Annotated in this window: 5 protein-coding genes; all 5 read left to right on the top strand. The window is 69.7% G+C overall.

Features of this window, described 5'->3' with window-relative positions; all coding sequences use genetic code 11:
• Positions 1-53 precede the first annotated feature (53 nt).
• The 5 genes from ACWFR3_RS19600 (at position 54) to ACWFR3_RS19580 (ending at position 26,026) form a co-directional block, all read left to right on the top strand.
• Positions 54-527, top strand: coding sequence for a type VII secretion system-associated protein (locus ACWFR3_RS19600; RefSeq protein WP_453735858.1), 474 nt, complete (start codon positions 54-56; stop codon positions 525-527).
• A 62-nt stretch (positions 528-589) separates the two neighbouring features.
• On the top strand, positions 590-4,306 hold the full coding sequence (locus tag ACWFR3_RS19595; RefSeq protein WP_453735857.1) for an AAWKG family protein: 3,717 nt from the start codon (positions 590-592) through the stop codon (positions 4,304-4,306).
• A 115-nt stretch (positions 4,307-4,421) separates the two neighbouring features.
• Positions 4,422-4,877, top strand: coding sequence for a YbaB/EbfC family nucleoid-associated protein (locus ACWFR3_RS19590; RefSeq protein WP_453735867.1), 456 nt, complete (start codon positions 4,422-4,424; stop codon positions 4,875-4,877).
• Between the two features lie 2 nt (positions 4,878-4,879).
• Entirely contained in the window at positions 4,880-5,251 is a 372-nt protein-coding gene (locus ACWFR3_RS19585; RefSeq protein ID WP_453735856.1) for a hypothetical protein, read from the top strand.
• A gap of 96 nt (positions 5,252-5,347) precedes the next feature.
• Positions 5,348-26,026 carry a hypothetical protein gene (locus ACWFR3_RS19580; RefSeq protein ID WP_453735855.1) on the top strand — a complete coding sequence of 6,893 codons (20,679 nt, stop codon included), beginning with the start codon at positions 5,348-5,350 and terminating at the stop codon, positions 26,024-26,026.
• The last annotated feature ends 38 nt before the right edge of the window (positions 26,027-26,064 follow it).

Here is a 26,064-nt window from a genome sequence, read left to right as displayed (position 1 = left end):
CCGCCGGACCGTCCCGTCCCCCCGACCGGCGCCGAGCAGCAGGAGAACGTCCCATGGCTGGTGAGAAAGCCGACGTCAAGCACTTCAATCTCAAGGAGATGGAGAACTTCCGCGACAACGAGGTACAGGCGGTGTACAAGGCGGCGAAGACGCACCGCGAGGACGGCTCGAAGGCCGGCGTCCGCACGCTCGAAGAGCTCATCGAGGGAAAGACCACCGATAGCAACCTCGTGCAGGACAGGCAGCTTCTGCGCATCGGCCCGATGCTCGCGGGCCCCTTGGTCTCGGGGCCGAAGCTGGTCAAGGGCGTCAGCGACGCGGCCACGGCCCTCGACAAACTGCTCGGTGACCAGATCAAGCTTTTCGAGGAGTTGAAAGAGGCACTCACCGACACCATCGACGAGGCGAACAAGACCAAGGACAAGAACCTGGAGGCGATCGACGCGAAGACGCTGCTCCAGAGCTTCGAAGACGTCGACACACTCACCGCCGGCAGCAGTGGCGGCTCCGACAGCTCGGACGACTGAGACTCCTGAGCCCGTGACGGGGTGCGTCGGTACGGACGACAACAGACCAGGAAGGGCGCCCGGTGGCGGAAGACACAGGCATCGACGAAAACCACGACGACCACCTCAAGTACGTCGCCGACGCCAAATACTTGGAGTCCGACACGTGGGCCGACCTGGTCGCCCACATCACTGGCTATCCGATGCCGAAACGCCCCGAACTCTTCGACAAGCTCCGCTCCGACAAGGGCGGCAAGCTCTTCCGGATGGACTTCCAGGAGAAGAGCATCAAGACGGCCGTCGAGGACTCCACCGGCTTCGCGATGAACTCGGACGACGACTACGACATCTGGTTCTTCGACAAGGGCAAGACGATGGAGGTCAAGCAGGCCCGGATCGTCTTCGAGGGTCGCGTGAAGTCCGGTGACGAGGTCATCTTCGCCTCTGCGGGCTCCGACAACGTGAACGACGCAGATGTCCGGTCGGGCAACGAGTTCACGGACTACAACGACGACAAGATGGACAGTCGGCCACTCGCCCGGTATATGAACGGACCGCGGGCGGCGCTCATGGCTCTGCTGGAGGGCAGTACGGAGGGCACCAAGTTCAGCGAGCTGCCCGTTCCGGGCGGCGACGCCGTGGTCCTGCAGTCCTTCGACGACACCGGGAAGTCCTTCGACTATGCCGCGAAGTTCTTCAGGGACCAGGCGCCGCTCCTGAAGGAGTGGGAGGACCGCTTCGGCGCGGACGACGCGAGCTGGAAAGGCGAGGCGGCGGACGTCTTCCGCAGCCTGATCGAGAAGATCCGCGAGAACTACGACAACTACGTCGAGACCTTCAACTCCGCCGTCGGCGACGGCAGCGAGACCAGCACCGAAGGCACGGTGTACTCACGCGCGCTCGCACTGGGCCGTACGTACCTGGAGGACGCCGCGAGGGATCTGCTCGCCGCATGGCTGAAGTGGGCCAACTCCCCGCATTACGACCCGCATCAGGTACTGCGCTACGTCCTGGACGACCTCGCCACGTGGGTGAACGAGAACAACGTCAAGAAGACGGACATCGAGGCGATCGGTCCCTACTACACCACCTACATGCACAGCCCGCACGGCGACTTCAGCCAGGTGAGCGACTACGGCGACCTCACCGACTCCGCCTCCTGGACGAAGGTCGGCGACAAGGCGGTCGAGATCTGGACCCAGGGTGTCGACAAATACCTGGGCGAGGAAGCCGCCATAGTGCAGTCCCGCCTGAACAACCACTTCATCGACCTCAGCAAGGACTTCACCGAGAACATCCCCAAGCCGAAGACGACCAGCACGGCCTCGGAGGACTACGCGGACAAGAAGGCGGAGGACGCACAGGCCGCCGCCGACAAGGCGGCAGCGGAAGCCGCCGCGGCAGCGAAGAAGGCGGCTGACGACGCGGCCAAGGCGCGCGCGGAGGACAAGGCGGCGGCGGACAAGCTGCGCGACGAGGCGAACGACCAGCGTGCGGAGGACAAGGCGTACGCGGAGAAGCTGCGCGACGAGGCGAACAAGCAGCGTGCGGAGGACAAGGCGGAAGCGGCCAAGGCACGCGCGGAAGCCAAGGCGGAAGCGGCCAAGGCGCGCGCGGAAGCCGAGGCCGCGGCCAAAGCCAACAGCAAAGCCCTGGGGGACAGCCTCGGCGGCCTGAACAATCCTGCCGGTGGCGGGGGCAACCAGAAGCTCAACCTCGACGACCTGCTGAACCCAGGCAACCAGGACAACCCGAACAAGCCGCCGACCGAGAGCCTGGGCAACCTCGGCGACCTGAACAACCCCGGCGGCAACAGCGGCGGCCTGAACGGCCTCGGCGGTGACGGGAACCAGAAGGTCGCCTCCGTGCCCCCGATCCCGCAGAACCTGGGCAACTTCGGCGACCTGAACAACCCCGGCGGCAGCACCGGTGGCCTGAACGGTCTCGGTGGTGACGGGAACCAGCAGCCCGCCGCCATGCCCCCCGGCCCGCAGAACCTGGGCAACCTCGGCAACATCAACGGCGGTGCGAACACCTCCCTCAAGACCCCGACCGGCGGCAATACCCGGCTGAGCGACGACAAGGTCACCACCGGCTTCCCGGACGGCAGCAAGACCAGCTTCGACCCGGACAGCGGGACGCTCACCACCACCAACCCGGATGGCTCGACGACCACGCAGAACCTGGGCGACGGCACCAAGGTGACCAACCCGGACGGCTCGGTGACCTCGCTCGGCGACGACGGGAAGCTGACCACCACGTTCCCCGACGGCACCGTCCAGAGCGTGGACCCCTCGACCGGCCAGGGCCTCACCACCAACCCCGACGGTTCCACCACCAACACCAACCTGGGCAGTCTCGGCGACATCAACGGCCTCGGCGGCGCGGACAGCGTGCTCAACTCGCCGACCGGTGCCGACACCCGGCTGACCGGCGGCGACCTGGCCACCGACTTCCCCGACGGCAGCAAGACCAGCTTCGACCCGGACAGCGGGACGCTCACCACCACCAACCCGGACGGCTCGACGACCACGCAGAACCTGGGCGACGGCACCAAGGTGACCAACCCGGACGGCTCGGTGACCTCCCTCGGCGACGACGGCAAGCTGACCACCACGTTCCCCGACGGCACTCGCCAGAGTGTCGACCTCTCGACCGGCCAGGCGGTCACCACCGACCCGAACGGCCACACCACCACCCAGAACCTCGGCAACCTGGGCAACCTCAACGGCGGCAACGGCGGAAACGGCGTGGGGGATCTGGGCAACTTGGGAGACCTGGGGGACCTCAACTCCCGTCCGGACACCCAGTCCATCAGCGACCTGGGCAACTTCGGCGACATCAACGGCGGCCAGTCCGGCCTGGAATCCCCGACCGGTGCTCACACCTCGCTCGACCACGGCGACTTCGCCACCACGTTCGCGGACGGCAGCAAGGCCAGCTTCGACCCGGACAGCGGGATGCTCACCTCCACGAATCCCGACGGCAGCACCACGCTGACCGATCTGACCCACGGGGCGAAGGTGACCAACCCGGACGGCTCCGTCACCACCCTCGACAACGGCATGCTCACCTCCACTAACCCGGACGGCAGCAAGCAGGTCATCGACCCCGACACCGGCATCGCCACGGTCACCGACCCGCAGGGCCACACCAAGACGGTCGACCTGCACGACCTCAACTCCGCCGGGAACAAGAACACTCTGGACATCCCGGACGGCCTGAACAGCCCTGGTGGCGGCGGCTCCAACCGTGACATCACGCTCCCCGACCTGAACGGCGGAGGCAGTGGCGCGGGCTCCGGCGGTGGCGGCGCGGCTTCCGTCGGTGCCGGTGCGGGCCTCGGCGGCTCCGGCTCACTGGACGGTCTCGGCGCGGGCGGGGCTGCCCCTCTGTCCGACGGCACATCCGCGAACGGCCCGGCCGCTTCGGGCGGCGGGGCCGGCACCCCCGGTGCCCCCGGCACACCCGGCTCGCCCGGCATGCCGATGGGCGGCGGCATGGGTGGCATGGGCGGAGGCGGCGAGAAGGGCAACGGCGAGCGGGTGCGTGCCGTACTGGTGGACGCGGTGGAGGAGAGCGAGCGGCGCAACCGCCGCAGGCGCAGCCCGTGGAACCGCCAGGAGGACAGCGACACCTTCCTGGCACCGGCGTCCCGTGTGACGACCACCGGCGGCGACAACTCCGAGGAAGTCGCGGATTCGGGCCGCAGGTCCACCACCTCCGCCGACTACCTGGAGGAGGACGCCGACGTGTGGGGCACAGAGGAGGGCGGCACCCCGGCGGTCATCGGACGATGAGCGCTCCACGGACCCCGGCTTTCGAAACGGGCCCTCACCAGGCAAGATCAGATACGCAGTTGTCGTACGCGAGACCAGGACGTACGGGAAGACCGAGGCGAAGGGAGACGCGGGCCTGATGGAACCGTTGGAGAAGCGTCTGGAGAAGGCGATGGCCGAACTCCGCACGGCCCAGGAAGCGGTCGCGCGCACCGAGCGCGAACTGCGGCAGGCGTCGTTCGCCGTGCTCTCCTCCGACCGCGCGGTCCGCGCCACCGTGGGCCCGCAGGGCGAACTGACCGGGATCGAGTTCCTGGAGAACAAGTACCGCGACATGTCACCCCAGGAACTGGCCGCCAGCGTCCTGGAAGCGGCGGGCGCCGCGCGCCTGAAGATGAACCGCCATGTGATGAAGGCGATGGCGCCCTTCGCCGAACCCAGCAGCGAAGTGCCCGAGCTGAAGGGCTTCGAGCTGGACTGGGAGCGGATGTTCGGTCCGGAGGTCCTCCGCGAGGACGCCGAGGACACGGCACGTAGCAGCCAGCCGTCCCCTGCCTGGCGGGACGCGATCGGCGAGGACGGGGAGAACTGACCATGGGACAGCGGTACTACGCGGATCCGCAGCGCATCGAAGCCCTGGCGGAACAGCTGGAGGAGATCGGCACCCTGGCCAGGAGCATGACCGAGGAGTTCCTCGACGAGCTGGCCCCCACCGTCAGTTGGCCCGGCACGAGTGGTGAGTTCGCCGAGAAGGCCAAGCCGCAGGAGCAGAAGGAGCGGCAGACCACCAAGGACACCATGCTGTCCATCCGCGACGCACTGACGGGCATCACCGATTCCACGATCAGCCAGGTCCGCTTGATGCAGAGCACCCGTGACCACAACCTCGACAACATCGAGCAGGGCAAGAACCGCCTCGAAGCCAATGGTCTCGACGGCGACACGGGCGGGCATGGGCGCCGCTGACCACCACCGCACCGCAGGCCGCTCCCGGGTCACGCCGGGAGCGGCCGACGTGTGGTGCCCGCGGGTGCCGTCGAGTGTGCCTCCGGGCGGCCGGCGATGAGTATCCAGGTCTCGCCCGAGGTCAACGCGATGATCTTCATCCTCACCGGCGAGAAGCTCATCGACGCCGACGAGGACCTCGCCTTCGACAGCCGGATGCCCTACTCCGGTCTGGGCCGGAAGCTCAACAGGATCTCCTCGCTGATCGACAAGTCGGTCCACGACATCGCCGAGTCCATGCCGGACGACCTGTCGAAGTCGTACGCCAAGGCGATGGGCACGCTCACCGGCGACGGCGGCAAGAACTACCTGCTCGAATTCGCCGATCAGCTCGACAAGATCGCCGAAGGCAGGCGCAAGACCTCCATGGACATCATGGAGTCCAAGTGGCAGGTCATCGCCGAGGTCATCCGGCTGCTCATCGAGATCGCCATCTACCTGGCGATGTCCTTCTTCACCGGCGGCGCGTCCGCCAGCCAGATCATGATGGCCAAGCTGCGCAGCCGGTTCATGATCCTCACCACGCTCACCCACCTGCTCCAGCGGCTGCACATCGCGCCCTCCCTGACCGAGGCGTTCGCCGAGGCGTTCACCACCTTCGCGGTGCGCCTCGCCATGATGAACTTCGCCCCGGACGGCCGCCGGCCCGACGGCTTCGACTGGGACGACATCCTCAAGGCGGCGGCGTTCGGGGCCGCCGCCGGTGGTCTCACCAGCATCTTCAACGGCTTCGCGAAGAACATCGTCAACAGCTACGACAACAACTTCTTCAAGAACGGCCCGGGCAACGACTTCAAGAACAATCCGGGCGGCCCGAACACCCCGCCGCCCGATCTCAAGAACAACGTCCCGGACCCCAAGCCGAACCCCAAGCCGACCCCCGAACCCACGCCGACCCCCACCCCTACACCCACACCCACGCCCACGCCCACGCCGAGTCCGACCCCCACCCCGAACAACACTCCGAACCCCACCCCGTACGGGAACGGACCCAACCTCACGAACAATCCGCTCTCCTTCTTCAACAACCCCAACTTGTGGCGCAACAACCACCTGCTGAACAACTTCGGCAACCAGCCGGGCGCCATCGCGGGCCACTACGGGGTAAAGGGGGCGGCCGACTTCGTCGCCGCCGGTGCCGGCGAGGCGCTGGCGGAGATCCTGATCAAGGGCGCTTTCGACGGCGACTGGTCCACCAGCTGGTCCACCTTCGTCGGCGCGGGCATCAGCAGCCAGGTCGAGTCCACCCTCACCGGCGGAGCGCTGAACACCGGCGCCGAACTGCGCAACATCATCGACAACATGCGCAACCAGCCGCCGCCCACCGTGTCGAGCGGCGACATCGACGCCGACGGGTCCACGCGCTCCGGCGGCGGCCCCGGCCGCACGGATGGTTCCTCGCACACTGACACCTCGGGTGGCAACGGCTCCGCGCCCACCTCGGCTCCACCGGTCACCCAGCAGAACACCGGGCAGGGTGACTACACCGGCAGCCAGTCGCCGCCGCCCTACGTCGCCGAGACCCCGCCGCCGTACACCACCGTGGACCCGCCGGCCTACTCACCGGGCCCGATGCCCGTGACCGCCGCCGAGAACGAGCTGTGGCAGCAGGTCCACCACGGTTCCGCCGAGGTCCGTGACCAGGCCCTGAGCGACCTCGCCGACCTGCGCGGATCCCAGCCGCCCGGCAGCACCGAGATCGGCGTACGCGACAACCTGCACGGCAACCTGTCGCAGCTGCCCGAGGTCAGGGTGGTGCCCGCGGGGAACAGCACCGGCGGCCAGATAGACGTCGACCAGGTCCGCCGGGCCCTCGACGGCTTCGGCACCCCGATCACGGTGGACCCCCCGCTCACCACGGCGGTCCCGGACGGGTTCGCGCCGGGGGCGACTCCAGAGAACTCGGGCGCGGGCGCCCCGGACAGCAGCGTCCAGAACTCTCCGGGCGGGGCGGTTGGGCAGGGCGACGGTACGACGTCGGGGCCGGTGACGGAGCCGGTGTCAGGGCCGGTGTCAGGGCCGGATCTGGGTGTCGGCGGCCCTGCCGCCTCCGACGGGCTCGGCAACTCCGCCTTGCCTGGCGGGGGGACGGGTGCGGGCGCGGGCACGGGAACGGGTCCGGGGGCGGGTGTAGGCGGGGGTACGGCTGCAGACACGGGTGTGGGTGCGGGCGCGGATGTTGGTGTGGGCCCGGGTGCGGGTGCGGATGTGGGTGCAGGCACGGGTACCGGTACCGGTACGGGTGCTGGTACGAGCCCCGGCACGGGTGCGGGCGTAGGCGCAGACGCGGATACGGGCGTAGGGGCGAGCGCAGAGACGGGCACGGGTGCCGGTACAGGCGCGAGCCCGGGCGCAGACACGGGTACGGGTACGAGTGCAGACACGGGCGCTAGTACGAGTGCAGACACGGGTACAGGCGCAGGTCCGACCCCCGGCATAGGGGCACCCCCAGGCATAGGCGCAGCCCCACCCACAGGCGCCCAGCCGAGCGGCACCCCCGCCGGCGGGGGCACTCAGGCTCCCTCTGCCACGCAGCCGCCAGGCACCCGTAACCCGGATGGCTCGCAGACCTCGACCGACGGGACCCCGCAGACCTCTCAGCCGCCGGAGACGGTCAATCCTCCTGAGAGCAGCACGCCCTCGGACGTCGCCGTCTCCCCGGACGCGCTCAACTCTGTAGACAGCAGCGCTACTTCGAGCATCGCCGAGAACGCCCCCACCCCGACCGCCGACCTCACGACCGCACCGCCGAAGGTGAGCACCACTGGCTCTTACGCGGACACGGGCGACGTGAAGACCGGTCCCGCCGATCTTGCCGATCCCGCCGGGAGCCCTTCGCCCAGCCAGGCGGCACCACCGTTGACGATCGTTGTCTCGGAGGTTCCGCCGCCGGGGGAGGGGGCCCCGGAAGCTGCGGAGTTGCTGGACGGGGCCGGGGTCGACCGGGCTGTCGTGCTCGGCCCCGCGGTTGCGCAGGACGGGGCGGGACGCCCGGTACGCGCCGCCGTCGAGCTGACCCGCGAGGGGCCCGGCGCCCCGGTCCGGGTCCGCCCGCTCACCGGCCCGCCGACCGCCGTGCACCCTGATGGCACCCCGGACACCGCGTTCCCCGGCGCGGACGTGCTGCTGCCGCTCGCCGATGCTCTCGGCCCGGCACCCTCCGCGATATCCGACCCCGCCACTGCCACGCAGGGCAACGCGACGGCGGACGGGGGCAAGGTCTCCGTCTCCCCGGACGCACGCCCGAAGACAGTCTCGGACGTAAAGCCAACTGCCTTGAACGACAGCGGCGTTGCACCGAATGTCGTCAGCCCTGCGGACCCGGTCGCCACCAAGCTCTCCACCTTGTCCCGCCCCTGGGCCGAACCGGCCACCGACCTGCATCTGGAATCGGGCCAAGGCGGCGGCGACGCAGGCAGCGGCGTCGCGGGCGGCGGACGCGGGCCCGGCAACGGCGGCACCCCGCCTCCTCCGCCGCCGTCCACCACGGCGCCGGACAACTCCCCGACGCCATCCCCCGTAGTGCCCCCGCCCACGGGACGGATCATCGTGCGGCCCGGGGGAGGCCCCGTCGTCAGCACCCTGGACGGCCACACCGTGCCCGTCGCGCAGCTGCGACGCTGGATGGCGGACACGAGCGCGAAGCCCCAACCAGGGCGCGCCGTACAGATGTTGACCATTTCGCAGAGCGTGACCGAGGACGGTACGGCGCAGAGCGCGGGGCGTCGCGCGCTGCTAAGCCAGGACACCTTCCGCGGTGTGCGCACCACGTCCGCACCCTCGAACCCGGCGACGAACCCGGATCTGAACCCTGCGGCGAACCCGTCTCCGGAGACGGTAGTGGACCCGCCCGTCAGTCGTACGGTGTTCACCGGTCCGCCGACCGCGCTCCCGGGCTCAGGCACCCAGCAGGGTGCCGACTACTTCGCCGGGCACGGCACCCCCCGTACCGTCACGCTCGGTACGGAGGACGCGCAGCACCCCACGGTGAAGGTCAGCGGCGTACAGCTCGGCGAGGTGCTCAAGTCCTGGGCGGGGGACAGCGATCAGGACCGGCCGCTGGTGCTCTTCTCCTGCGAGACCGGCCGGCAGCCCGAGATCGCGGGCCTGCCGGTGGCACAGCACGTGGCGAACCGCACCGGGCGGCCGGTGTACGCGCCCACCACCGAGGTGGGGACGGCCCGGGACGGGGGCGGTGACGTCCGCGCGGTCCTCGCCGAGGGGCCGGACGGCCCGGGACGCTGGCGGCTCTTCACCCCGGAGCCCAGCGGTGCCGATCTGGACGCGCTCGCCCGCGTCGCAGGCCTGCACGCGGGCCCGGAACCGGCCGACGCCTTCGCGCAAGCCCGTACCCTCCAGCAGATCCGCACGCTGCGCGACGCCTTCGGGCCCGACGCCGAACAGCAGCCGCAGAACGCCGAGTTGCTCGCCGGGCTCGCCTTCGTGGACGGTCTGCGCTGGCTCAGCCCCGACACCGCGGCGCGCTACGGCGACGGCCGGATGACCCCGGATCTGCTGCGCCGGATGGTCGTCGACCGGGGCGGCGTCACCGGCGGTCCCGCCGGAGGTGTCACCAACGACCCGACGACCGACCCGGCGGCCGATCCCACCACCGAGCAGTACGCCGAATTCCTCGGCGCCGCGGCCGAGTTGCGCAGCACGGCGGGGCCCGAAACCACGCTCGACGCCCTGCTGCCCCCGCCGCCGCCCGCGCTCCCGCCGACCACCCTGGTCTCGCCGGAGGACGTACGCGGTCTGGCCTACGCGCCCTCCGCGCAGATCACCTGGTCGCTTTCCAGCACCCCGCTGCCGCTGTCCGAGCTGGGCCTGAGTTCCGAGGACACCGCCGAACTCGCCCGCCGCAGGCCCGATCTGGCGCCGGTGCCGAGCCGCCCGGAGAGTCTCGCCCAGGATGTGACCCTCTTCAGCAAGACCGCGGCACCCGGCACCGCGGACATCGTGCACGCTGACGGCCTTGTCCTGCGCCAGCTCGACACCCCCGGCGGCGGCAACTGCCTCTTCCGGTCGCTGCTCGACAGCGCGCGCAGCCAGAGCACACCGCCGGCCTGGGCCAGGCGGAACGTCGCCGGCGTGCGCCGCCTGCTGAGAGACCGGATCGCCGAGACCGAACTGGGCGACACCGTGGGCCTGTCGATCCCGGACCCCGTCTTCGCCGTGGTGGACGACCTGCGGATGCGCGCCATCGCCGGGGTGCACAACTCGGCCGAGGAGAGCCGTATCACCCAGCTCTGGAACCGGATCGCGCAGGACGTCGTCACCAACGGCGACACCGGCGAGTGGCAGCGGATCCTCCGGGAGAGCAACTACCCGCACCTCGTCGACGTGGCGCCCACCCCCGCCGACGCGTGGCGGCTCGGCCCCAAGGGGCTGGTTGCCTCGGCGGCCGAGCTTCCCGCGCTGTGGGCCTCTCCCTTCGCCGACCTGCTCCCGGAGGCCCTGGCCCACACCCTCGACCTCGACCTGCGGCTCGTCCAGCCCGACCGGCGGGCGCCGGGGAACACCCTCGTCAACACCCTCAACCCGGGCGGACAGGGCCCTGTCGTGCACCTGGCCTACAACGGCACCGACCACTTCGACGCGCTGATCCCGGCCGCGGCCCCGCTCACCCCCGTACCGGACCCGGAGACAACCCCGGCCCCGACCCTGGAAACGACCCCGACCCCGACCACGGACCCGAAGACCACTCCGGACCCGGTTGCTCCCGTCCCGACCACCTCGGACCCGACCACCTCGGACCCGAAGACCACCTCGGACCCGAAGACCACCCCAGGCCCCAAGACCACCCAGACCACGGACGTCGTCGACCCCGCCAAGACCCCCGACGCGGGCGACCCGGTACCGCTGGAGACCCAGCTCGAACGGTACCGACCGGCCCGGCTGATGACCGGCCAGGATGCCAGGCCGCCGGGCCCGGTACCGGCCACCGTCACCTTCGAGGACGGCAGCCGACTGCCCACGATCCTGATCAGCCCGGACGCCGACCCGGACGCCGACCCGGGCGACGGTACGCCGGGCGGCCCGGCGGCCGGGACCGTGCAGCGCGGTCCGGCCGGGCTCATCACCGGCCCGGGCACGACCACCCTGCGCTCGCCCGAGCAGGTGGCCGAGGAGATCCTGGGCAAGCTGCCGGCGAAGCTGCGCAGCCAGTTCGACGAGGCCGAGCTGCTGCGCCTGCTGACCGAGCAGCCCGGAGCCTTCACCGCCCCGCGCGGCGCGCGTTTCGTGGGACGCGAGAAGTCCGGGGTCGGCCACGAGATGACGGTCGAGGCCATCCCGTACCACCGGTGGGAACGCTTCTCCGACGTCGGCGGCGGCACCGTCCGCCTTGACACCGCACGGCGCGGCCAGGCCGGTACGGGCGGCGGGCGCAGCGTCGGCTTCGGGCGCCGGATCGCCGGCGGGCTGAGCATGGGCCCGCCACTCAACTGGCTGCTCAAGCTGGGTGTTTCGCTGGGCTGGACCCGCAGGACCGACTATGCGCTGGGAACCGCGGCGTACAACCAGACCGAATGGCGCGCCCACGAGGGCTCGCATCTGCACCTGGACGACGTCCACTACCGGGTGCGGGTCGACCGCGTAACCGAAGCGCCGCCGGTGACCACCGGGCAGTCCGGTCAGCCCAAACCGCCCCAGACGGCGCCCAGGTGGCAGCGCAACCAGGTCCACGCCGCGGAGTTCGCGATGCGCGACGGGCTGAGCTGGCGACTGCCGGACGACCTCACCGTGCCGTACAACGGGCCCCGGCGGGCGCCGAAGACGCTCACGTTCCCGGACGGGATCGAGCCGCGGATGGCCGACACCACCGGGCTGCACCTCACTGACCCGCCGGAGGACTTGGCGCTCGCCATATCCGGCGTCCGGCCCGGCAGTTCGGCGCACCGCACCCTCGTCTCGTACGTCAGGCCGGGGCGGCTGCTCCCCCTGTTCGGCCGGTTCTCCGGACCGGTCACGGGGCCCGAGCTGAGCCGGGGCAGCGGGCAGCATCCCCTCGGGCACCTGATCGTGGAGCGTTCGGTGCCGCACCGAGCCACGCTGGTCACCGAGTCGGTCAAGGCCGAGCTGCGCGAGCTCACCCAGACCACGTACCAGAACGAGCGCGGCCATGTCCGCGACACGCGCCTGGGATTCCAGGTCACCTCCGGGCCGAACTACACCCTGGTCGGCCCCGACACCGACGTACGCCTCCAAGGCGGTCCGCTGGTACGCGCGGACCTCACCACCGGGCGGGGCCACTACCTCGGCATCGACGCGGCCCGGAAGACCACCGGACGCCTCCGCAACACCCCGGTCGCGCTCTATCGGGTGGAGCGCACCCTGATGGTGCGCAAGCCCGGTGAGCTGCCGTCCGCGGCCCGCCCGGTCCGGGTGGTCAGCCTGGACTGGATCTCCACCCAGGACGCGCGCCGCCTCGCGGGCTGGGACAGCCGCACTCCCGGCCAGTCGGGGCCCGACCCGGACGTCGAGCCGCCGGTGCCGTGGTACCTCTCGCGGGAGGACCCGGTGCACCTGAGCGGTCAGGTCCGCGCCGAGGGCTTCCGCCCGGTCCGGCCGCAGACACAGGTGCAGCCGCAGCCTCTGGGGCAGAGCCAGCCCCCGGTGCAGCCGCAGACCCAGTCGCAGCCGGTAACACAGACACAGCCGGAGACGGAGACGCAGAACGAGTCCCAGCCGGGGACTCAGACCCAGCAACCCGCGCCCGCCCCCCAAGACCCCATGCGGGCCTTCGCGGACTCCGTCCTGGACACGCTGCACCGCGCGCATCCGTCGCTGTTCGTCCCGCCGCTGATGCTGCGGCATCCGCGCCTCGCCAAGTTCTGGTACGGCGACGGGAGGATGCGGACCGCGCTGCACAACGACCGCCAGGTGCGCGAGGCGCTGAACCGGCCCACCCTGGCGCAGAGCCTGGACGACCTGACCACCACCGGAGTGCCGGTCACCCTCACCGAGGACGGCAAGGTACGCCGCGGCCACCACACGCTCATCCTCAAAGCACGCCTCACCGACCGGCAGTTCGAGACCACGATGAGCGAGCGCGCGCTGCGCAACGCGGTGATCGGCACCGAGGCGTCGGGCCAGGGGCAGCAGGCATCCACCACCCTCTCCGGCGGTGTCGAGCTCGGCGTCTCGCCGCGCGACCACGACAAGGTGCCCGATGCCGGTCTTCCGCGCCAGGCGGGCAGCGTGGCAGTCGGCGTCCGGCACGCCAGGACCGACCAGAAGGCGACGAGGAACACCGTCGCGGTCAACCACGACCATCTGATGTTCCAGACCGGCGTCGACCTCTACAGCTACCAGGTGAAGTTGGGCGCCTCCTTCGAGGGCCACCGCCGCCCGCGCGGCTGGGCCAGGCTCGCCTCGGTCGGCCTGCTCGGCGCCGGTGTCTTCGTCAGCAAGGTCCAGGAGCAGCCGCTGTTCAGCCGGGGCAACGAGACCATCGGCCGGGTGGAGCTCGCCGTCCCCGCCGCCCACGGCTCCGACCGTCACGCGCCCGCCGACCCGCCGCCCGGCACCACGGCGCCGGCGACCGCGGCTCCCGTACCGCAACCTCTGTCTTCCGTCGAGGCGGACCAACTCCTTGACGGTGTCACCCCGTTGCCGAGGACGGATCCCGCCGACCAGCAGCTCACCGGACGCCTGCTGAGCGTCCCGCACGTGGTGCTCAGCACCGAAGGCGGCCCGCACCGACAGCAGCTCATGCAGGACACCGCCGACCGCGCCTCGGGCACCTCCTGGCACGTCAGCGCGCCCGGCGCCCCCGTGCGCACCGCGCTGCGCCGGGCGATGGCGAACCTGAGCGTGGCCGGACAACTGGGCCAGTACCTGGGCCCGTTCGGGTCCCGCGTCACCGGACTCAACGGCGCCGGACCGTTCCGTACCCACTACCTCAAGGCAGCGGTACGCGGCGAACTGGACAACTTCCGGGTCAAGAGCGATCCGAAGCCCGCCAGCCTCGAAGCGACCGTCGGCAACGAACACCGTGTCCTCGGCAGCGCGAGCACCGTCACCCACACCACCCTCGGCCTCCAGGGTGCCGAAATGCCGCTGAAGCAGGCGCCGGGACAGCAGGCCGTGGTCGGCTCCTACTCGACGGCCCTGCAGTACGCGTGGGGCAAGGGACGCGGCATCTCCCAGACCCTCACCCGCGGTCGCAATACCACCCTCGCCTTCGCCGGGCGGATGTACCTGGTGGTCGCCGACGCCACCGAGACCGTCGCCGTACGGGACCGCTGGACGGCTGCGATGGGCACCATGGGCACCCGTGCCGGGGCCCGCATCAGCTCCGCGGCCGGGCGGCTCTCCGGGCGCCTCGGCGACAGCCTCTCCCCGCGCCCGGCCGCCGCCGCGCTGCAGCGCATCCGCGACGCGGTGATGTTCCACCTGCCGATGCAGGACGTCATCGAGGCCGGGCTCGCCCCCGACGGCCTCGGCACCAAGACCCCGCACAACCTCGGCGGCGGCTACCGGGTGCCCCCCTACCTGCGGGACCGCCGCTTCCCCACCCACCCCACCGGTCAGCTCGACGCGAGCGTCGCGGCGCAGCAGTTGACGCAACAGCTGGAGAAGATCGGGGTGCCCTCGCACGACCGGGAGCAGGCCCTGCAGCGGCTCTCCCCGGACTTCCTCCAATCGCATCTGCAGGAGTTGACGACCGGCGGGATGACCCTGCCGGTGCGCTACCGCACCTGGTCGAGCCCGTTCCACCTGCCGGTCGGCGGCAGCCCCGGCCGGCTCCGGTTCGAGCTGACCCCGGTCACCACCACCGTGGACAGGCTGCGCACCGGGTTCGAGCTGGAGGACTACCGCACCACCGCCCGCGACGACGCCGACGCCACCTCACAGGACCGCGGCGCCGACCTGACGCTCAGCGGGGGCGAGCGCGCCGCGGACAGCGGTGTCCTCATCGCCAATCCCTCGCTCCAGGGCACCGCGGCCAAGCAGCGGGCGAGCACCCGCACCCAGACCGCGGGCACCACCTCGATGCCGAACATCGCCACCACTCAGGCGCACGCCGAGATCGTCACCAGCTACACCCTGAGCATCACCATGACGGACGCGACCGGCGATCCGCTCGCCCCCCGCGTCGACGCCACTCCCGTCGGCAGCCTCAACGAGATCCTCCCGGCGAGCCTGCTCACCCCGGACGGTGACGGCGCCGACGGCGCCCTGACCGAGCAGGACGTGCCCGAGCCCGAGCGGGCGGTGCGGATGCTGACCGCCGAACAGGCACGCCCGGAGAGCATCTCCGCCTGGCGCAACACCTCCACCGGCGGCGCCGAATCCGACGTACTGCCCTTCGACGACCTGATCGGCTCCGGCATCCTCGCCGTGGACATCCGCGGCGCGGCCAACGTGCAGGACGCCCTGACCCTCGCCACCGCGCGCGCCGACGGCCTCGGCGACACCGACCTCGGCAAGCGGCACACCGGCAAGGTTCTCGACGGCCGCGTGCGCATCGCCCGCCTGACCTCCCTGACCGCCATCGGCACCGCACCCGCCGAGGCCCAGCAGGAGGCCACCACCCAAGTCGGTCTGACCGCGGGCTTCCGCGAGGCACTGAGCACGAACGGCACCCCGCTGCCCACCCAGGCCTCCTCCCATCTCTTCGGCCAGTCCCACACCGCCGACTCCCGCCTCTACGCGAAGATGCACCGCGGCGGCGCCCGGCTGCTCGCCGTGGAGAACAAGCCGCGCATGGAGGCCATGCAGCGGGCGAAGACCTCCGACGCGTCGGAGGCGGGCATCACCGACAACGTCGAGGGCGCCGTCGGCACCGCACCCCTCGCGGGCAACAGCAACGCCGGTGTGACCAACCCGGGCGCCACGGTCCCGATCGGCGGCACGAACGACGGCACCACGCTCAAGGGTGCCGCCGACACGACCCTGGGCACCCACCTCAAGGTCGTCACCGACCGCAGCATGCTCTTCGCGGTGCCGGTGAGCTGGCTCTCGGTGGCCGAGGTGGACCACCGGTTCACCGACAGCCGCCCGCTGCACGCGCTCGGCAAGGCCAAGCGCGGCCCGCGCGCCGCCGAGGCCGAGACCACCGCGCTCGTCTGGCTGCGCGAGGACCTCGCCCGCGACTACGGCCTCCTGGACGACACCACGTTCACCCCTGACGTCCGCACGGCCTGGGACGACCAGGCCAAGGCCGCGGCCGACCTCGCCGCGGCCGAGAAGGGCTACTACGACGCCCGCGCGCGGTCCCGTGAGACATGGCTCGACCTGAGCGCGCAGGAGCAGGCCGCACTCGGCGAGGACAACTCCGGCCCGCCGACCGACCTTCCGCAGGACATCGTCTGGTCCCCGGCCGTCGTCGCCTGGCAGGCCGCCCGCGACGAGGTCAACCGCTGGGAGCAGCACACCGAAGCCGCCGCAGCGGACCATCACCGGCTGCACCTCGCCGCCTCCCGCCTCACCGCCCACCACCAGGGCCCGGCGTCCGGCCCGACGACGGACCTGCCGCAGAAGTACACCAAGCCGGCCTGGCAATCCGAGGCGTCGGAGCCGTACGTCATCAGTGACGGGGTCAGCACTGACGCGGTCGGCACCGAGGGGGTCGGCACAGTGGGGGCCGGCACCACCCTGCGCACCATCACTTCGCCGGACGGCGCCACGGTGCACGAGGTGCACGACATGCCGCACGACGGCGCCTCGTTCTTCCACGCGCTGCTGGCCGCCGCCCAGCACCAGGGCCGCCTGCCCCACCTGCTCGGCGACGGCCTCGCCGACCGGTTCGCGAACACCCCCGGCGACCCGGCGGTCACCGCCGAAGCCATCGACGCCGTGCTCGGCCGCCTCGCCTGGGCGCTGGCCGACGACGACAACGAGGACCTGCTCGACCACCTCGCCCTGGACGCCGCGGACACCTTCACGCAAGAGGAACTCCGCTCCGCCGACGTGGAGTTCACCCCGGCCCAGCAGGCCGAGTACGACGCCTTCGGCAGGCTCCCGCAGACCTACTGGCCGACCCCCGGGCAGCGAGTGGCGCTTGCCGTCGCGGCCTTGGCCCGCCCCTTCGCCGTAGAGCCGCGCCAGGACAGCACCCCGCTGCCGGACGGCGAACCTCCCGAGCGCCGCGCGGGCGACCACGGCGGCGCCGATCTGCTGCCCGCCCTCGCCGCCCGGGTCCTCGGCACTCCGCTCACCGTGGTGACCGGTGAGGGCCGCGACCAGCTCTTCCTGCCGAACCGCACCGACCCGGCCACCGTCGACCCGGCCACCGACCCGCTCCTCTTCGCCGACGGCGGCTTCTTCTCCGTCGCGCTCCCGCCCGGTTCTCCGGTGCCGACTGCCACGGCGCTGCCCGGGCCGACTACGGCCACGCCTCCCGCGCCGAAGCCGCAGACCGCGAAGGCGCCCGCACACCGCAGCCACACGACCGCGCCCTGGCTGCCGTCCGCCGACAGCAGCACCAGCCCGGGCTACCGGCTCGCTCGCGACGGCATCCTCACCGCCCCCGACGGCGCCACCTACACCCAGGGCACCCCCACCGGCCGGGGCAACGGCTTCTTCGGCGCGCTGTCCACGGCGATGCGCCAGGCCGCGGAGCAGCCAGGCCTGGACAGCCGCGAGGCGGCGCGGCTGCGCATCCGCTCCGGGGTGACGCCCGCCCAACTGCTGCGCATGAACGGCCTGCCCGGCGACCGGGCGGATCACGACTCGCTCTTCACGCCCCCACCTTTCCGGGCCCGCCCCGGCGCTCCGACGCCGAGCCAGGACGCCCTCGACGGCCACTTGCGCCGCCACATCGCCGAGGCTCCGTGGGGCCCCGGGGCGGACCGCGCGCTGGCGAAGTGGGCTGCCGACGCGACCGGTACCACCGTCACCCTGATCGAGGAGAACGGAACCACCCACACCTATCCAGGCCCTGCCGGAGACGACAGCACGCACATCCGACTCCGCCGCCGGGGCGGAGACTTCGTACCCCTGACCCTCCACACCCCGGCGAAACCGGCCCCGACTCCGACTCCGACCCCGACCCCGAACGCGGACCCGGCGGCAATCCCGCTGCCCCCGTCACCGACGGGCAGCGACCTCCCCGGCCTCCTGGAGGAGGAGGCGTACGAGCTGAGCACGCTGTCCGGCAACGACGCGAACGCGGACATCCCCACCACCTCCCCGGACACGGCACCTGCCGCGCCGGAGCCGACCCTCCGTTCCTTCAAGCTGGGGAACTACGAGTTCACCAACTTGAATCAGACGGACAGGTACGTCGAGAAGGCGGTGCGGATCGTCGAGTTGCTGGACGAGCACGGCACGATCAAGGACTTTGTGGGCGGTCGTCCGGTGCGGATCACTCTGCGGTTGCGGACGACGGAGACGCCGGCTGATGTGCATGACCGGGGTGATGCCGGGGTTGAGATCAATCTGGCGAGCTATTACTTCGAGAAGTACGACATCGGTTATGTGATGGGGATGCTGGCCCATGAGATCGGCCTGCATCCGCTTGCCTCGAAGAACTCGAAGATCCCCGAGGAGGAGGATTTGTATGCGGGGATGCCGTTGCGGGTGCCGGGCCTGGAGACGCTGAGGACGCCGCGTTTCATGAACACGTTGGATGCGGGCCAGGCGGACCATGTGATGGCGGCGTTCCCGGCCACGATCCGGCACGGCATCTATCGCGACATCGTCGTGGAGATGGCGCAGGTCCTGGCGCAGCACGCGCGGGTGGGAGTGGTTGGTGCCAAGGCGAAGGATGTCACCGACCTGATCGACACCTACCTGATGGATCTGGCGTCGATCGCGGTGACCAATGACCACCGGGCGCGGGCGGTCACGGACCCTGGTTACACGGCCAGGGCTTATAACGCCTACAAGGCTCAGCTGGCCGAGCACCTGGCCGCCGACAGCCCCGTTCGCCCTCTGCTGCCCGCGGACAAGGGCCGGTTCGGTGTCCTGGGTGACTTCGCCAGCCTGGCCACCAGCGTCGGGACCAACAACCGCGGCGACAGCATCCAGCAGCCCGCCGTCCCGGATGAGACCGGAGGCAACACCGGCGAAGCCCGCCCCCGACTGCCCCAGGCCGACACAGCCACCGGCACCGCGCCGCAGACCGAGCTGCCCGCCCCCTCGCCGGCGCGGGGCGTGCGCGACAGCCGTCCCCGGTTCGTGGTGCGTTCGGGCTTCGACGCGCGGCGGTTCTCGTATCAGGGTGAGCCGGTCACGGACCTCACTGTCCGTGTCGCGCTGCGCGGCACTGATGACCAGGCCGCCCATGTGTTTGACCAGCTCAGCGCGGGAGTGGAAGAGCTCCTGAACGGTCCGGAGTACCGGTTGTTCAATGGCGACCGGTTGCACGTGACCGTCGAGTACGTCGATCCTGCCGATGCTCCGCACCTGACGGTGGATCTGGCGGGCCGGGACCGGGGGATGGACCAGACCACCTGGTGGGCCGACGCCACTCCGGCACAGTTGGTGCACGAACTCACCCATCAACTGGGTCTGCGTGACGAGTACCGGGACACCGACTCCCCGCACCGCCCCCATATCCTCGGCAGCCTCTTGGGCGACCTCAACGCGGCTCCCGAGGATTCGTCCCTCGCCCCTGCCGGCCTGCGTGACCGGCATTTGGCTCTGCTCGGAGCGCTCATCGGTGACGTGACTATGGCGCCCCCGCAGGACACTGATCAGGCCGATCAGAGCTGGGCGGCAGTCCGGAGTGCTGCCGTCGAGCAACCCCGCGAGTCCATCTGGGTGGACCCGGTGTCCCTGCCCCGGCCCGTCGACGGCACGGCAGGCAGCGAGATCCCGGCGCATGCTCCACAGGACTCGGATGCAGGGCCCGCTGCCCCGGAGCTCCGTTCCTTCAAGCTGGGGAACTACGAGTTCACCAACTTGAATCAGACGGATAAGTACGTCGAGAAGGCGGTGCGGATCGTCGAGCTGCTGGACGAGCACGGCACCATCAAGGACTTTGTCGGCGGTCGTCCGGTGCGGATCACTCTGCGGTTGCGGACGACGGAGACGCCGGCTGACGTGCATGACCGGGGTGATGCCGGGGTTGAGATCAATCTGGCGAGCTATTACTTCGAGAAGTACGACATCGGTTATGTGATGGGCATGCTGGCCCATGAGATCGGCCTGCACCCGCTCGCCTCGAAGAACTCGAAGATCCCCGAGGAGGAGGACCTCTACGCCGGGATGCCGTTGCGGGTGCCGGGCCTGGAAACACTGAAGACGCCACGTTTCATGAACACGTTGGATGCGGGCCAGGCGGACCATGTGATGGCGGCGTTCCCGGCCACCATCCGGCACGGCATCTACCGCGACATCGTCGTGGAGATGGCACAGGTCCTGGCCCAGCACGCGCGGGTCGGGGTGGCCGGCGCCAAGAGCAGTGATGTCACCGACCTGATCGACACATACCTGATGGACCTGGCCACCATCGCGGTGACTAATGACCATCGGGCGAAGGCGGTCACGGACCCCAGCTATACGGCCAGGTCCTACAACGCCTACAAGACGCAGCTGGCCGAGCATCTCGCCCCGGACAGTCCCCTTCATGCCCTGCTGCCCGCCGACAAGGGCGCGGTCGGTGTCCTGCGCAACTTCACCGGCCTGGCCGCCAGCGTCGCGGCCAACAACAGCGGCGAGAGCATCCAAAAGCCCGCCGCTCCCGACCAGAGCGGAACCAACCCCGGTACCAACACCGGCGAAGCCCGCCCTCGACTTCCTCAGTCCAACCCCGAAGCCACGGAGACGGCAGCCGCCCCGGCCCCCTTCAAGCTGGGTAACTACGAGTTCACCAACCTGAAGCAGACGGACAAGTACGTCGAGAAGGCGGTCCGGATTGTCGAGTTGCTGGACGAGCACGTCACCATCAAGGACTTTGTCGGTGATCGGCCTGTGCGGATCACGCTGCGCCTGCGCACGACGGAGGCCCCGGCCGACGTGCATGACCGGGGTGACGAGGGCGTCGAGATCAACCTGGCGAGCTATTACTTCGAGAAGTACGACATCGGTTACGTGATGGGCATGCTGGCCCACGAGATCGGCCTGCACCCGCTCGCCTCCAAGAACACGAAGATCCCCGAGGAGGAGGATCTCTACGCCGGGATGCCACTGATGGTGCCGGGCCTGGAGGCGCTGAAGACGCCGCGTTTCATGAACACGTTGGATGCGGGGCAGGCCGATCACGTGATGGCGGCCTTCCCGCACACCATCCGGCACGGGATCTACCGCGACATCGTCCTGGAGATGGCCCGCGTCCTGGCCCAGCACGCACGGGTTGGCGTGGCTGGTGCCAAGGCCAAGGACGTCACCGACCTGATCGACACCTACCTGATGGACCTTGCGTCCATTGCGGTGACCAATGACCATCGGGCGCGGGCTGTCACGGACCCCAGTTACACGGCCAGGTCCTACAACGCCTACAAGGCCCAGCTGGCCGAGCAACTCCCCGCGGACAGCCCCCTGCGCCCGTTGCTCCCTGCGGACAAGGGCCGGTTCGGTGTGCTGGGTGACTTCGCAGGGCTGGCTGCCAGCGTCGGGACCAACAACAGCGGCGACAGCATCCAACAGCAGGCCGACACCGCAGACGAGGCCGGTGCCAACACCGGCGAGGCACGCCCCAGACTGCCTGAGCCCGGCACCAGTACCAGTGACCCCACCGCCCCGCTGACCGTGCCGCCCGCCCCCTCGCCGGCGCGGGGCGTGCGCGACACCCGTCCTCGGTTTGTGGTGCGTTCGGGCTTCGATGCGCGGCGGTTTTCGTACGGGGGTGAGCCGGTCACCGACCTCACCGTCCGTGTTGCAATGCGCGGGACGAACGACCAGGCCACCCATGTGTTCGGCCAACTCAGTTCAGGTGTCGAGGAGTTCCTGAACGGTCCGGAGTACCGGTTGTTCAACGGCGACCGGTTGCACGTCACCGTCGAGTACGTCGATCCTGCCGATGCTCCGCACCTGACGGTGGATCTGGCGGGCCGGGACCGGGGGATGGACCAGACCACCTGGTGGAGCGACGCCACTCCGGTGCAGTTGGTGCATGAGCTCACTCACCAGCTGGGTCTGCGTGATGAGTACCGGGACACCGACTCCCCGCAGCGCCCGCACATTCTCGGCAGCCTCTTGGGCGACTTGAACGTAGCTCCCGAGGATTCGTCCCTCGCCCCGGCGGGCTTGCGTGACCGGCATTTGGCTCTGCTCGGGGCGCTCATCGGCGACGTGACCATGGCGCCCCAGTCGAGCGCCGATCAGAGCTGGGCGGCAGCCCGAAACACTGCCGTCGAGGAACTGCGTGAGTCCATCTGGGTAGACCCGGTCTCGCTGCCCCGACCTGTCGACGGCACGGCAGGCAGCGAGGTCCCGGCGCATGCTCCACAGGGCTCGGATGCGGGACCCGCCGCGCCGGAACCGGCCCTCCGCTCCTTCAAGTTGGGGAATTACGAGTTCACCAACTTGAATCAGACGGACAGGTACGTCGAGAAGGCGATGCGGATCGTCGAGCTGCTGGACGAGCACGGCACCATCAAGAGCTACGTCGGTAACCGTCCCGTGCGGATCACTCTGCGCCTGCGCACGACCGAAGCGCCCGCTGACGTCCGTGACTGGGGCGATGACGGTGTTGAGATCAATCTGGCGAGTTACTACTTCGAGAAGTACGACATCGGTTACGTGATGGGCATGCTGGCCCATGAGATCGGCCTGCACCCGCTCGCCTCGCAGAATACGAAGATCCCCGAGGAGGAGGATTTGTATGCGGGGATGCCGTTGCGGGTGCCGGGGCTGGAAACGCTGAGGACTCCGCGTTTCATGAACACGTTGGATGCGGGCCAGGCAGATCACGTGATGGCGGCGTTCCCGGCCACGATCCGGCACGGCATCTATCGCGACATCGTCGTGGAGATGGCACATGTCCTGGCCCAGCACGCGCGGGTCGGGGTGGCTGGTGCCAAGGCGAAGGATGTCACCGACCTGATCGATACCTATTTGATGGATCTGGCGTCGATTGCGGTGACCAACGACCACCGGGCAAAGGCAATCAAGGACCCCAGTTACACGGCCAGGTCCTACAACGCCTACAAGGCGCAGCTGGCCGAGTATCTCGCCCCGGACAGTCCCCTTCATGCCCTGCTGCCCGCCGACAAGGGCGTGATGGGCGTGCTGAGCGACTTCACCGGCCTGGCCACCAGCGTCGGGACCAACAACCGCGGCGACAGCATCCAGCAGCCCGCCGTCCCGGATGGGACCGGTGCCAACACCGGCGAAGCCCGACCCCGACTGCCCCAGACCAACGTCGGCACCGCGCCGTCCGCCACTTCACCGACTCGGGGCGGGCGCGACAGCCGTCCCCGGTTTGTGGTGCGTTCCGGTTTCGATGCGCGGCGGTTCTCGTATCAGGGTGAGCCGGTCACCGACCTGACCGTCCGTGTTGCAATGCGCGGGACGAATGACCAGGCGGCCCATGTGTTCGGCCGGCTAAGCGCGGGTGTTGAGGAGTTCCTGAACGGTCCGGAGTACCGGTTGTTCAATGGCGACCGGTTGCACGTGACCGTCGAGCTCGTCGATCCTGCCGATGCTCCGCACCTGACGGTGGATCTGGCGGGCCGAGACCAGGGGATGGACCAGACCACCTGGTGGGCCGACGCCACTCCGGCACAGTTGGTGCACGAACTCACCCATCAACTGGGTCTGCGTGACGAATACCGGGACATCGACTCCCCGCAGCGCCCGCACATTCTCGGCAGCCTCCTCGGTGATCTCAACGTAGCTCCCGAGGAGTCGGCCCTCGCTCCTGCCGGCCTGCGTGACCGGCATTTGGCTCTGCTCGGTGCGCTCATCGGCGACGTGACCCCGGCGCTTCAGCAGAATGCTGATCAGAGCTGGGCGACAGCCCGGAGTGCCGCCGTTGAGGAACTGCGCGAGTCCATCTGGGTGGACCCGGTGTCCCTGCCCCGGCCCGTCGACGGCACGGCAGGCAGCGAGATCCCGGCGCATGCTCCACAGGACTCGGATGCGGGGCCCGCCGCCCCGGAGCTCCGTTCCTTCAAGCTGGGGAACTACGAGTTCACCAACTTGAACCAGACGGATAAGTACGTCGAGAAGGCGATGCGGATCGTCGAGCTGCTGGACGAGCACGGCACCATCAAGGACTTTGTCGGCGGTCGTCCGGTGCGGATCACGCTGCGCCTGCGGACGACGGAGACGCCGGCTGATGTGCATGACCGGGGTGATGCCGGGGTTGAGATCAATCTGGCGAGTTATTACTTCGAGAAGTACGACATCGGTTATGTGATGGGGATGCTGGCCCATGAGATCGGCCTGCATCCGCTCGCCTCCAAGAACTCGAAGATTCCCGAGGAGGAGGATTTGTATGCGGGGATGCCGTTGCGGGTGCCGGGCCTGGAAACGCTGAAGACGCCGCGTTTCATGAATACGTTGGATGCGGGCCAGGCCGATCACGTGATGGCGGCGTTCCCGGCCACGATCCGGCACGGCATCTATCGCGACATCGTCGTGGAGATGGCCCAGATCCTGGCCCAGCATGCGCGGGTCGGGGTGGCTGGTGCCAAGGCCAAGGACGTCACCGACCTGATCGACACCTACTTGATGGATCTGGCGTCGATCGCGGTCACCAACGACCACCGGGCAAAGGCAATCAAGGACCCCAGTTACACGGCCAGGTCCTACAACGCCTACAAGACGCAACTGGCCGAATACCTCGCCCCGGACAGCCCCGTCCGCCCGCTGCTGCCCGCCGACAAGGGTGTGATGGGTGTGTTGGGTGACTTCGCCGGCCTGGCCACCAGCGTTGGAACCAACAACACCGGCGACAGCATCCAACAGCCCACCGCCCCAGGCGAGACCGGTGCGAACACCGGCGAAGCCCGCCCCCGACTGCCCCAGGCGAACACCGAAAGCACGGAGACCACCGCCGCCCCTGAGCTCCGTTCCTTCAAGCTGGGGAACTACGAGTTCACCAACCTGAAGCAGACGGACAAGTACGTCGAGAAGGCGGTCCGGATCGTCGAGCTGCTCGACGAGCACGACACCATTAAGAAGTTCGTCGGTGACCGGCCGGTCCGGATCACTCTGCGGTTGCGGACGACGGAGACGCCGGCTGACGTGCATGACCGGGGTGACGAGGGCGTCGAGATCAACCTGGCGAGTTACTACTTCGAGAAGTACGACATCGGTTACGTGATGGGCATGCTGGCCCACGAGATCGGCCTGCACCCGCTCGCCTCCAAGAACACGAAGATCCCCGAGGAAGAGGATCTCTACGCCGGGATGCCACTGTCGGTGCCGGGCCTGGAGACGCTGAAGACGCCGCGTTTCATGAACACGTTGGATGCGGGGCAGGCCGACCATGTCATGGCGGCCTTCCCGCACACCATCCGGCACGGGATCTACCGCGACATCGTCCTGGAGATGGCCCGCGTCCTGGCCCAGCACGCACGGGTTGGTGTGGCGGGCGCCAAGGCCAAGGACGTCACCGACCTGATCGATACCTACTTGATGGATCTGGCGTCGATTGCGGTGACCAACGACCACCGGGCGCGGGCGGTCACGGACCCCAGTTACACGGCCAGGTCCTACAACGCCTACAAGGCCCAGCTGGCCGAGCAACTCCCCGCGGACAGCCCCCTCCACGCCCTGCTGCCCGCCGACAAGGGCCGGCTCGGTGTCCTGGGTGACTTCGCCGGGCTGGCCGCCAGCGTCGGGACCAACAACCGCGGCGACAGCATCCAACCACCGCCCGGCACGGAGTGATCTCCCGGCGAGGTCAGCAACCCCATTCGGAAGCAGTC

The sequence above is a fragment of the Streptomyces sp. NPDC055189 genome (assembly GCF_053606765.1).
This window is presented reverse-complemented; position numbering and strand designations above follow the sequence as displayed.